The organism is Epilithonimonas sp. (assembly GCF_032055105.1).
GTDB lineage: Bacteria > Bacteroidota > Bacteroidia > Flavobacteriales > Weeksellaceae > Epilithonimonas.
This window is the reverse complement of the sequence record NZ_DAMBRK010000001.1, coordinates 252610-264694: the sequence shown is the minus strand read 5'-3', so window position 1 is coordinate 264694 and position 12085 is coordinate 252610. Positions and strand designations below refer to the sequence as shown.

Below are 12085 nucleotides of genomic sequence, written 5' to 3'. Positions count from 1 at the left end.
AAAACATGAAAAAAATATTTTTAACACTATCGATATTTTCCGTACTAGCAGGCTGTAGCGATGATTTCGTAGATATTAAACCAGAAGGTGTAGTTATTGCGGACGATTTCTTCAAAACAGAAGATGATGCAATGCGTGCAACTAATGCTATTTATAGCTTTTTAAGAAGTTGGGAAAATTCTGGATTTCCAGCGCAATTTATATTAGGTGTAACTGGCGACGATGTTGAGAAAGGTTCTAATCCAAGTGATGCGTCTTTTATCAACGATTATGATAATTTTTCCTTTACAATTGGTACGGATGGAATTCATGGTTACTGGACTGGTCAATGGCAAGCAGTCCAAAGAACCAATCAGGTAATTACCAACGTGCCAAAAATTGAGATGAATGAGGCGCTTAGAAATAGATTGGTTGCTGAAGCTAAAATGCTAAGAGCTTATTTTTATTTCAATTTAGTTAGAGTTTATGGAGGAGTGCCAATTTTTGATGGACTTCAAGCTAATTATATACAACCAAGAAACACAGCGGAAGAGGTATATGCTTTTATCGTTAAAGATTTGACAGAAGCAGCAGAAATTTTACCACAAACATATCCTGCTTCTGACCTTGGAAGAGTAACAAAAGGTGGAGCACTTGGACTTTTATCTAAAGTTTATCTTTATATGAAAGATTATCAAAAAGCTTATGATACTTCCAATCAGGTTATTGCTATGGGATATAGCTTAGATCCAGATTTTAATCATTTGTTTAGACCAGCTGGAGAATTTGGAACAGAATCTGTTTTCGAAGTTAATTGTGGTTGTTCAGCAGAATTTGGTGGTAGCCAATATGCAGAAGTACAAGGTGTGCGAAATCAATTCGGTTGGGGCTTTTTTACACCTACTCAAGCTTTAGAAGATGCATTTGAGCCAGGAGATATCAGAAAAGAATTTACTATTCTTAGAGAAGGAGAGACTACATTAGAAGGTGATTTGATTAAAAAAGGTGATCCTCAAGCTGGTAATACATGGAATCAAAAAGTATATGTTCCAACATCATTAAACAATAATACTTGCGGTTATGGATCAATCCAAAATATCAGAATTCTTAGATTTGCAGATATTCTATTGATTAATGCAGAAGCAGCTAATGAATTAGGTAATACAAGTGTAGCAATTATAAATATCAATAAAGTAAGACATAGAGCAGATTTAGGAGATACACCAGCATCAACTCAGTCTGCTTTGAGATTGGCTATTTGGCAAGAGAGAAGAGTGGAACTGGCTATGGAGATGGATAGATTTACTGATCTTGTTAGAACTGGACAAGCTGAACAGTTTTTAGGACCAAAAGGATTCCAAACTGGTAAAAACGAATTGTTCCCAATTCCTTTACAAGCAATTACAGATAGTAAAGGTGTTTTGACTCAAAACCCAGGATACAATTAATAATTTTGTAAATCTTGATATAAAGAGGAGACTTGTTTCTCCTCTTTTTTATAATTTTAAATGACAGAGAGGCTTATGAAAAAGATAATATCACTCTCAATTGTTTCCTTCGCATTACTCACATCTTGCAAAAGCAAACAATTGACCGAAAATAAAACTTCTGAAAAACCAAAATCAGAATTGACAGACAACCAATTAATGGACAAAGTTCAAAGCGATGCTCTCAAATATTTCTGGGACTTTGCAGAACCTAATTCATTCCTGGGAAGAGAACGTTATCATGAGGACAATATCTATCCTGACAATGATAAACATGTCATTACAACGGGAGGTTCGGGATTTGGATTGATGACTATTTTGGTTGGCGTCGATAGAAAATTTATTCCTCGCCAGGAAGCGGTTAAGAGATTGACACATATTGCAGATTTTCTGGAAAAAGCAGACCGTTTTCACGGTGCTTGGCCGCATTGGATCAATGGCGAAACGGGTAAAGTTGTTCCATTTGGAAAAAAAGATAACGGTGGAGATTTGGTTGAAACCGCTTTCTTGGTTCAAGGAATGATTTGTGTTCGCGAATATTTCAAAAACGGGAACGAAGAAGAAAAAGCTTTGGCTGCAAAGATGGACAAACTTTGGAAAGAAGTAGAATGGAACTGGTACACAAAAGGCGGTCAAAAAGTGCTTTATTGGCATTGGTCACCAACTTACGGTTGGGAAATGAACTTCCCTTTGGAAGGTTATAACGAGTGTCTTATCACCTATGTAATGGCAGCTGCTTCTCCAAATTATTCTATAGATTATGATACTTATAACAAAGGTTGGACACGCAACGGAACCTATCTTTCGGACAAAGAAAAATATGGACTTCCAATGTATGTAAAACATAATGGTGCCGAAGAATATGGAGGCCCATTATTTTGGACGCAATATTCTTACTTAGGTTTGGATCCTAGAAATTTATCAGACCAATATATCAAGAATTATTTTGATTTAAATAGAAATCAGGTTCTTATAGATTACAAATATTGTGTCGAGAATCCAAAAGGTTGGAAAGGCTACGGTGAAAACTATTGGGGGCTAACAGCTAGTTACACGCGCAACAAAGATGGAGGAGTTGGTTACAATGCCCACTTTCCGCAAAATGATCACGGTGTGATTACCCCAACCGCAGCTCTTAGTTCGATGCCTTATACACCGAAAGAATCTATGGCTTTCCTTAGATTTTTATACGAAGAGAAACCAAATTTCATTGGACAAGCCGGACCTTACGACGCTACTTCCATCAATTACAACGACTGGTTCACGCCTCGATATTTGGCGATTGACCAAGGAACAATTGCTCCTATGATAGAGAACTATCGTTCAGGATTGTTGTGGGATTTGTTTATGAATGCGCCTGATATCAGAGCCGGTTTGAAAAAAATCGGATTCAAATCAGAAAAGCACAAGATAGATTAGTAAAAAGTATTATCTTTAGGGCAGGATATTTATTGTCTCATTTTGATTCAATAAATGTTTTTTAGGAGCTTAATCCCGCTATCCACTATATCTTTTTTGTCATTGCGAACAACGTGAAGCAATCTTTAGGAACTAATCAGCGCAATAACAAAAAAGGATGCCGTTACTATCGGGGCTATGGGTTTCAGCATAATTATAAACTTAGGCATACGAAATAACATTTTGTATCTTCGATAACAAAGTATGTGTAACAAAACGAGTAATAATAAAAATTGATTAATGTATTTGTTTTTAATAAAAAAAACAGATCAATTGTAAGTCTTATATCTTTATTCTATTTTCTTTTATCTACTTATTATGACCTTAAAATTAAAATATCTTCCACTTTTACTTTTAGGATTTTCAACATTTTCCAACGCGCAGGAAATCAAATCCGAGTTTAATAAAGAAGTGAAAATTCAGAAAAAGCTATCTTACCTTTTGGATATTCCACAAAACCCAAAAACGAAATTGCCTTTGATTGTTTTTCTTCACGGTTCCGGTGAAAGAGGAAATGATTTGGAAAAAGTAAAGCTTAACGGCGTTCTTCAACACAAAGATTTAATCAAAGAACCCGTTGCTATTTTAGCACCTCAATGTCCTGCAAATACTTGGTGGGATACAGATGCGATTTATTTCCTCATCAAAGAAATTTCAGAAAAATATAAAATCGATAAAGACAGAATCTATCTCACAGGCTTATCAATGGGAGGCTGGGGAACTTTGAAATTAGCTGGTGAACATCCCGAGATGTTTGCTTCTGTTGTATCAGTTTGTGCGCCAACGGACCGAGTGATGTACGCCAATATTCATAACTACAAGGATATGAACCTCAAAATCTTCCACGGAGGAATGGATGATGTTGTTCTGCCAGAGAATGCTTTTAATTTTTATCAAAAACTTCATCCGATAAATCCTAAAGCTGAACTCACTATTTTCCCTAATGACAATCACAACTCTTGGGATTCTACCTATTCTGACCCTAAGTTGTACGAATGGATGTTATCTTTCAAAAAAAAAAAATATCAATAATTAGTAAAAATTGAAAATCACAATTAGCTTTTATAAGCGATAGCGCCTTTGTGAACCTAAAAATATTTTCAAAAAGATAAAAAAATCTTTGTGCACTTTGTGTTAAATTTTCTCCGATTATTATCATAAGTTGTACAATTAGTAAAATAAAAAAAAATTTAAATAATATATAATGAACTCGCCTTTAGAAATTTTGAAAAACAATCAAGTATAAATGATAGGCGATTCCATATGACAATTAAAAAAAATAAATACTACATATGAAAAAGTTTGTAATCCTTGCTGCATTGGCACTTTCGCCATACTTTCTTGCACAGGAATTGGTGACCAAACCTGTTCAGTCTTATCAAACTGAAAAATATCAGTCTAAGAAAAAAGCTTTCATAGACGACCTTATTTCCAAAATGACTTTGGACGAGAAAATCGGTCAGCTGAATTTACCTTCTTCTGGAGATTTTACGACTGGAACAGCTCAAAGTTCTGATATTGGTAAAAAGATTGAGCAAGGTTTAGTTGGAGGTTTATTCAACATCAAAGGCGTTGATAAAATCCGTGATGTTCAGAAAGTGGCGGTAGAAAAAAGCCGTTTGAGAATCCCAATGATTTTCGGGATGGATGTGATTCACGGTTACGAGACTTCTTTTCCAATTCCATTAGGTTTGGCTTCTTCTTGGGATATGAATTTAATCCAAAGATCCGCTCAGATTGCCGCTCAGGAATCTACAGCAGACGGGATCAACTGGACTTTTTCACCAATGACAGACGTTTCCAGAGAACCAAGATGGGGTAGGGTTTCCGAAGGTTCCGGTGAAGATCCATATCTAGGAAGTGAGATTGCAAAAGCAATGGTCTTTGGTTATCAAGGAACTGACCTTTCAAAAAATAATACAATGTTGGCTTGTCTAAAACACTTCGCGCTTTACGGCGCTCCGGAAGGTGGACGAGATTACAACACGGTTGATATGAGCCACGTATCGATGTTTAACAATTATTTTCCACCTTACAAAGCGGCTATTGATGCTGGAGTTGGTTCTGTAATGGCTTCTTTCAACGAAGTGGATGGTGTTCCAGCAACAGGAAACAAATGGTTGATGACAGATGTTCTTAGAGACCAATGGAAATTCAAAGGTTTTGTGGTGACAGATTATACTGGAATCAATGAAATGGTTGACCACGGAATGGGAGACTTGCAGCAAGTTTCGGCTTTGGCAATGAACGCAGGTGTTGATATGGATATGGTTGGCGAAGGTTTTCTTAAAACCTTGAAAAAATCTGTGTCCGAAGGAAAAGTTTCTGAAAAAACAATTACAGAGGCTGCAAGAAGAATCTTGGAAGCTAAATATGATCTTGGACTGTTTGATGATCCTTACAAATATACAGATTCTAGGAGAGCTCAGAAGGAAGTTTTCAGCCCGAAACATTTGGAGGCAGCAAGAACTATTTCTGCAAACTCTATGGTTCTGATGAAAAATGATAAACAAGTTCTTCCGCTTAAAAAATCTGGAACAGTTGCTGTGATTGGTCCATTGGCAGACAATGCGATGAATATGCCCGGAACTTGGAGCGTTGCAGCTAAGCACGCTAATTCTATCTCATTGTTGAGAGGTCTTAAAGAAACTGTAGGTAAAGATGTAAATTTTGTTTACGCCAAAGGTAGTAACGTTTACGAATCTGAAGCAATGGAACAAAAAGCGGCCATGTTCGGGAAAACAACGGGTCGAGATAGCCGTCCCGCAGACCAAATCAGAAAAGAAGCCGTTGAAATCGCAAGTAAAGCAGATGTCATTCTTTTAGCCATCGGAGAAAGTGCAGAGATGAGTGGAGAATCTAGCTCAAGAACAGATATCGGCATTCCGGAAACTCAAAAAGAATTGTTGAGAGAGCTTAAGAAAACCGGAAAACCAATTGTGATCGTTCTTTTCGCTGGTCGTCCATTAGTTTTAACGGAAGAATCTGAATTAGCAGACGGAATCCTGAATGTTTGGTTCCCAGGAAGTATGGCTGGATATGCTATTTCCGACGTTCTTTACGGAAAAGTGAATCCATCTGCAAAATTGCCAATGACTTTCCCAAGAAGCGTAGGTCAAGTTCCGATTTATTATAATGCTAAGAATACAGGTCGCCCATTAAGTGTAGAAAATACAGATAAATGTACTTTTGAGAAATTCCGTTCCAATTATCTGGATGAGTGTAACACGCCGCTTTATCCGTTTGGATATGGGTTGAGTTATTCTCAATTCAATTATTCTGACCTTTCTGTGAGCAATGCAAAACCTGCTGGAGACACATCAATTGAAGCTTCGGTAACTTTGACAAATAACAGTAAATATGACGGCGCAGAAGTTGTTCAGCTTTATATCAGAGATTTGGTAGGAAGTATTACAAGACCTGTTAAAGAGCTGAAAGGTTTCCAAAAAGTTTATCTGAAAGCTGGAGAAAGCAAAAAAGTAAGCTTCAAAATCACGCCAGAAGATTTGAAATTCTATAACAGTCAATTGAAATTTGATTGGGAAGCAGGAGATTTCGATGTGATGATTGGAACCAATTCTCACGACGTGAAAACTACCAGAATTACTTGGACGAAATAAAAAATTAATCCAAATTAATATAAAAAAAGCCTTTCGGGAATTAATTCTGAAAGGCTTTTTTGTTTCCATTAATGTCAGTGTTGTAGGAGAATTCTAAAGTGTTTTTGACTATTTTTATAAAGGTTTTAAGTGTAACTGTATTTCAATTTATAAGAAATAATCTAATAAATGTACAATTATTTAATTCCTAACAATCTCAAATTTTAACTCAATTTTTCTACAAAAAATAAGAAATGAAATTAATATAAAAAGTATAATACACTTTTCTCATTTTCAAATTCTTATTTCCGCTATAAATCATTATATTTGCCGACTTAATTTATATATATCGTAAGAAAATGCAAGGAAAAGGACTCGTTACATTAGTTGCCATCGTTCTTGGATTAATTTGCCTTAATGAGCTTCTGCCTTCTTTCTATGCCAACAAAATAGAAAAAGAAGCAAAAGCAATTGCAGGAGAAAATCCAGTGAAGTACAATGCTGAGATTGCAAGACTTTCTAAAGACACTCTTAATCTAGGTTTTACAAAACTGGATTATACGTCTGCTAAACAGAAAGAAATGAAACTCGGATTGGATCTTAAAGGTGGTATCAACGTACTATTGGAGATCAACCAGAGAGACTTGGTCAATGATCTTAGTAATTACTCTACAAATGCTACTTTAGTAGAAGCACTTAACAGAACAGACAAAGCACAGAAAAACTCAAGTAAGCAATACATCGAGGATTTCTTCACACAGTTCGAAGCTGTTAACAAAGAAAAGGGTACGAACCTGAAACTTGCGGATCCTGAAATTTTCGGAAATACTAATCTTTCTGAGATCAAATTCAATACACCAGATGAGCAGGTTAAAAATATTGTAAGAAAAAAAATTGAAGCGTCTGTAGGAACAGCTTATGAAGTTCTTAGAACACGTATCGACAAAATGGGTGTTACGCAGCCAAACGTTCAAAGAGTTCCTGGAACTGGAAGAATCTTGGTGGAAATGCCTGGTATCAAAGATATCGACAGAGTTAAAAAGATGTTGGCGACTTCTGCTAAACTTCAGTTTTGGGAAGTACAATTGATGCAGGAAGTTGTTCCTTATTTTTCTCAGCTAGACCAATTAGTTAAAACCAAAGGAGATTCTATTGGGGTTGCAAAAACTACCAATTTGATGAACTTGATTCAATTGAACTCTACACCAGGAAATGCTGTTGCAAACGTAAAATTAGCTGATACAGCTGTTGTAAATAAATTACTTAATAGTGATGCTGCTATCAATGCAAGACCTATTAACTTAAAATATACCCAGTTCATGTGGGGTTACAAGCCTGAGAATAATAATGCTAACAGTCTTGTATTATATGCTATCCGTGGAAATATCACCCAGAAAGCACCTGTTGACGGCGCTGTAGAATCTGCAAATATCAATTATGACCAATTGGGTCGTATCGTGGTAGATATGCAAATGGATTCTCAAGGAGCTCGCGACTGGAAAGTAATGACTGAGAAAAATAATGGTAAAGTGGTTGCTGTAACGCTTGATAATAGAGTTTACACTGCACCGTCTGTAAATAGTGTGATTCCTGACGGAAGAACTCAGATTTCTGGAAACTTTACTCAAGAAGAGGCTAAAGATCTTGTAGATGTTCTTGGAGCTGGTAAATTGCCTGCAGGTGCAAAAATTGTACAAGCAGACGTTGTAGGACCATCTCTTGGAGCAGAGTCTATCAATGACGGTATTATGTCTTTCCTTATTGCATTTGCAATTATCATTGTTTACATCATTTTCTATTATGGTGGAGCAGGGGTTTATGCAGTTATTGCAATGACGATTAACTTATTCTACATCTTCGGGATTATGGATTCTGTGGATGCTACGTTGACGCTTCCTGGTATTGCTGGTATCGTATTGTCTATGGCGATGGCTGTGGACGCGAACGTAATTATTTACGAAAGAACCAAAGAAGAATTGTTCCTTGGAAAAGGAATTATGGAAGCTTATAAAGATGGTTTCAAGCACGCTATTTCTGCGATTATCGATGGTCACGCAACGACTTTCATTACTGCTTTGATTCTTTTTGTTTTTGGAACAGGACCTATAAAAGGTTTTGCGGTAACGTTGATGATTGGATTGGTAATGACATTGTTTACTTCTGTATTATTATCAAGAGTAATGATCTTCAGCAGACTGGAAAAAGGGAAATCTCTTTCTGTTTGGACAGCACCTACTAAAAATCTTTTCAGAAATACTTGGTTAGATTTCATCGGGAAAAGAAAATATTCTTACATCGTATCAGGTATCTTAATGGTAATTGCAATTGCATCTATCGCAATCAACGGATTCAAATATGGAATTGATTTCACAGGTGGACGTAACTTTGTAGTGAGATTTGAAAAACCGGTTGATGCTGAAAAAATTGAAGCTAGTATTGGTAAATTGATGGTAACTGCAGATGGTCAAAACAACATCGTAGAAGCTAAAACATTTGGAAACTCTTCTCAGTTGAAAATCACTACCGATTTCTTAATTGATGATGAGTCATTAACGGCTGACCAAACTGTAGAACAAAAAATATACGAAGGTCTTAAATCTGACTTGCCTGCAGGTATGACTTTAGCAGAATTTAAGTCTGCAGATAAAGGTCACGCAGGTATTGTTTCTTCAACTAAAGTTGGACCTACGGTAGCAGATGATATCAAAACACACGGTATGTTGGCAGTAGCTGCATCATTGCTTGGTATCTTCATCTATATCTTGGTAAGATTTGACAAGTGGCAGTTCTCTCTAGGTGCAGTTGCTGGCCTATTCCACGATACTGTAGTAATTTTAGGGGTTTACTCATTATTCTATAAAGTAATGCCGTTCAATATGGAGATCAACCAGGATTTCATTGCGGCGATTTTGACGGTGATTGGTTACTCGATTAACGATACCGTAATCATCTTCGATAGAATTAGAGAATACCTGAAAGAGAAGAAAGCGTTGACATTGGCTGGATTATTTGATGATTCAATTTCTAGTACAATTGGTAGAACATTCAATACGTCTTTCACTACGATTTTGGTAATCCTTGCGATTTTCATCTTTGGTGGAGATAACTTGAGAGGATTTATGTTCTGTCTATTGATTGGTATTGGGTTTGGTACTTATTCATCCATCTTCATTGCATCGGCTACGGCTTATGACTTCCTAAAAGGAAAGAAGAAAGAAGATAAAGTAACTGGCAAATCTTCTATCAGCAATGCTGAAATAGTAGGCTAGATTTTTCTTAGAAATATATAAAGTAAAGCTCTCAAGTGATTGAGGGCTTTTTTATGTTTTAAAAAACATCTTTGTCATTCTGGAGGAATCTAAGCTAAATGAATTAACACAGTGAATTATCTGCTGTTTCTAGATTTCTCAGGAATGACAAACTAAGTGTTTGATTACAGAAAAAAAAATCCTGCAAATAAAATCTGCAGGATCACCAATAAAACAAATCAATTGGGAAAAATTGATTCCATTATTCGGTTGGTGGTGGCGGTGTTTCCTCCGGCAATCCACTTGTTGTATCATAGATGACATAATCGTTATACTTGGCTTCATCGGTTTCGTAGAAAATATCTTGTCCGATGCCTGCATATTTTATCAATAATCGGTAAAGAGTGTTGAGCACTTCTATACGGTCTTCTGTAGCAACATCTCGATCCGAAATTCCCTTGGCTTGTGCATCGATAGCCAGATCCAAAGTATCTCTTTGAGTCGTGAGCGTTGTAATTTTATCAGAAGTAAGACCTTCGTTTTGCAAATCTGTCAGATATTTTTCTGCAGTTATGCTCATAATTTTGGCGTTACGAACCAGTTCTGCATCGCTTTGTCGGGCTAGATCTGATCCTCCGAATTCCTTATACTTGGCACTTCCAAGTCCGAAAACATTTTGAGCCATATTCAGGATGGTACGCATCGTTTTGGCTAATGCATTGCGGGCAGCATCTTTTTGGGCTGTCAATTCTATTTTGATAGCTTCCAACTGTTCATCAGAAGGGAAATTGTCTACTGCATCACGCGCTTCGGTCAACTCGGTTTTCTTTGTTGGGGTGTAACCTCGGTCTGTGAATTCTACAATATCACGGTCTAAGAGGTTGATCAATTCGTCGGCTTTTTGTTTTAGAATTGCGTCGGTAAGATGGAACTCCCGAACTACTTGGTTTTTTTTCATCGTTGAAGTATTTGTGTTTATTAAATCGAATTTAGAAAAAAAATTCTAAGAAAACAAACTTTTTCTAGAAAAATTTATTTTTAAGAGATTTTGCAACTTGTTGATTCATAATAAAATCCGTGCATCTGCCTCATCGTAATGGATCAACGGCTCATGGTAATGAATCAATGACCTGTCGTAATGAATCAATGCCTTATCGTAATTAATCAACGAGGCTTCGTAATACATCAACGTTCCATCGTAATGAATCAAAGACCTAATGAAGTGAATCATCGTCCTGTTGTAATGAATCGAAGGTGTATCGTAATGTATTTTTGAGGTTTTTGAATATTTCAATAAAAAAACAGACTTTGAGTCTGTCTTTTTGATTTTTAAAAAGGTTTGCTTTTTTAATGCTGGCGCGAGCATCTTGCTCGTGCATTATATGGTTTGAGACACGAGCGTGACGCTCGCGCTAGCTGGAGGATCAACGGCTCATCGTAATGAATCAATGACCTGTCGTAATGAATCAATGCCTTATCGTAATTAATCAACGAGGCTTCGTAATACATCAACGTTCCATCGTAATGAATCAAAGACCTAATGAAGTGAATCATCGTCCTGTTGTAATGAATCGAAGGTGTATCGTAATGTATTTTTGAGGTTTTTGAATATTTCAATAAAAAAACAGACTTTGAGTCTGTCTTTTTGATTTTTAAAAAGGTTTGCTTTTTTAATGCTGGCGCGAGCATCTTGCTCGTGCATTATACTGTTTGAGACACGAGCGGGATTAGTGAATCCACAAAAGTTTTTGATTAACAATTTTCCAAGTATCCTTCTTCTTATTTAATAAGTATCCGATCCCTTTAGCAGATCCATAAACTTCTATGTAAACAGAATTATTATCAAAATATATTGGCGTTGAAAATGATAAATAAATCGCTGTTTTTTTCTTGTTAATTGAATTAATAATTTGCAAATTGACATTAATACTTTTATCAATATCTATCCTTTTTAATTTATAATTATTTTGATTTAAGATTTTGATAGAATCCATTTTTGTGTAATTTTTTTTGAAAGCTAATAATCTGTCTATACTCGTAGTTTTTGATGGAGGAGGTGGTGGGGGTTTTTGTTCGACTTCATCTTTAGAAGGAACATATACTTTTAATTGTTTTAAAGAATCTGATATGTATATGAGTGAAGGATTAAATCTTCTTTCATTGTTTACTATAGGTTTTATAATTTTATTTAACTCCTTATTTTCTTTAGAATTTGAACAACTTAAACTCAATTGAAATATTAAAAATAAAAATGTGAATTTTAAAAATTTATTAATCATAGATTTTCGTTTAATGATTGTGTTTAAATGTCAAT

At 35.8% G+C, this 12085-nt stretch carries 8 protein-coding genes; 5 read left to right on the top strand and 3 right to left on the bottom strand.

The features are described from left to right. The first annotated feature begins 5 nt into the window (after positions 1 to 5). The 5 genes from RTY06_RS01080 to secD all read left to right on the top strand — a co-directional run bounded on the left by RTY06_RS01080 (position 6) and on the right by secD (position 9792). The gene (locus RTY06_RS01080; RefSeq protein ID WP_312822169.1) at positions 6 to 1427 is read left to right on the top strand and encodes a RagB/SusD family nutrient uptake outer membrane protein; all 1422 of its coding nucleotides are present in this window, start codon (positions 6 to 8) and stop codon (positions 1425 to 1427) included. 75 nt (positions 1428 to 1502) lie between these two features. Next, positions 1503 to 2885 carry a glucoamylase family protein gene (locus tag RTY06_RS01075; RefSeq protein WP_312822168.1) on the top strand — a complete coding sequence of 461 codons (1383 nt, stop codon included), beginning with the start codon at positions 1503 to 1505 and terminating at the stop codon, positions 2883 to 2885. A gap of 357 nt (positions 2886 to 3242) precedes the next feature. Beyond that, positions 3243 to 3956 (top strand): prolyl oligopeptidase family serine peptidase, encoded by a 714-nt coding sequence (locus tag RTY06_RS01070; protein WP_312822167.1) that lies wholly within the window; start codon positions 3243 to 3245, stop codon positions 3954 to 3956. Between the two features lie 260 nt (positions 3957 to 4216). Further along, positions 4217 to 6544 (top strand): beta-glucosidase BglX, encoded by a 2328-nt coding sequence (bglX, locus tag RTY06_RS01065; protein ID WP_312822165.1) that lies wholly within the window; start codon positions 4217 to 4219, stop codon positions 6542 to 6544. A gap of 338 nt (positions 6545 to 6882) precedes the next feature. Beyond that, a complete protein-coding gene (gene secD / locus RTY06_RS01060; RefSeq protein ID WP_312822163.1) occupies positions 6883 to 9792 on the top strand; it encodes a protein translocase subunit SecD in 2910 nt (969 codons plus the stop codon). 241 nt (positions 9793 to 10033) lie between these two features. Here the strand turns inward: secD and RTY06_RS01055 are convergent, their stop codons facing one another. The 3 genes from RTY06_RS01055 to RTY06_RS01045 all read right to left on the bottom strand — a co-directional run bounded on the left by RTY06_RS01055 (position 10034) and on the right by RTY06_RS01045 (position 12050). Continuing rightward, positions 10034 to 10729, bottom strand: a complete 696-nt coding sequence (locus tag RTY06_RS01055; RefSeq protein ID WP_312822162.1) for a hypothetical protein — start codon at positions 10727 to 10729, stop codon at positions 10034 to 10036. A 105-nt stretch (positions 10730 to 10834) separates the two neighbouring features. After that, positions 10835 to 11065 (bottom strand): hypothetical protein, encoded by a 231-nt coding sequence (locus RTY06_RS01050; RefSeq protein WP_312822161.1) that lies wholly within the window; start codon positions 11063 to 11065, stop codon positions 10835 to 10837. A 433-nt stretch (positions 11066 to 11498) separates the two neighbouring features. Continuing rightward, entirely contained in the window at positions 11499 to 12050 is a 552-nt protein-coding gene (locus RTY06_RS01045) for a hypothetical protein (RefSeq protein ID WP_312822160.1), read from the bottom strand. Positions 12051 to 12085: the final 35 nt, after the last annotated feature.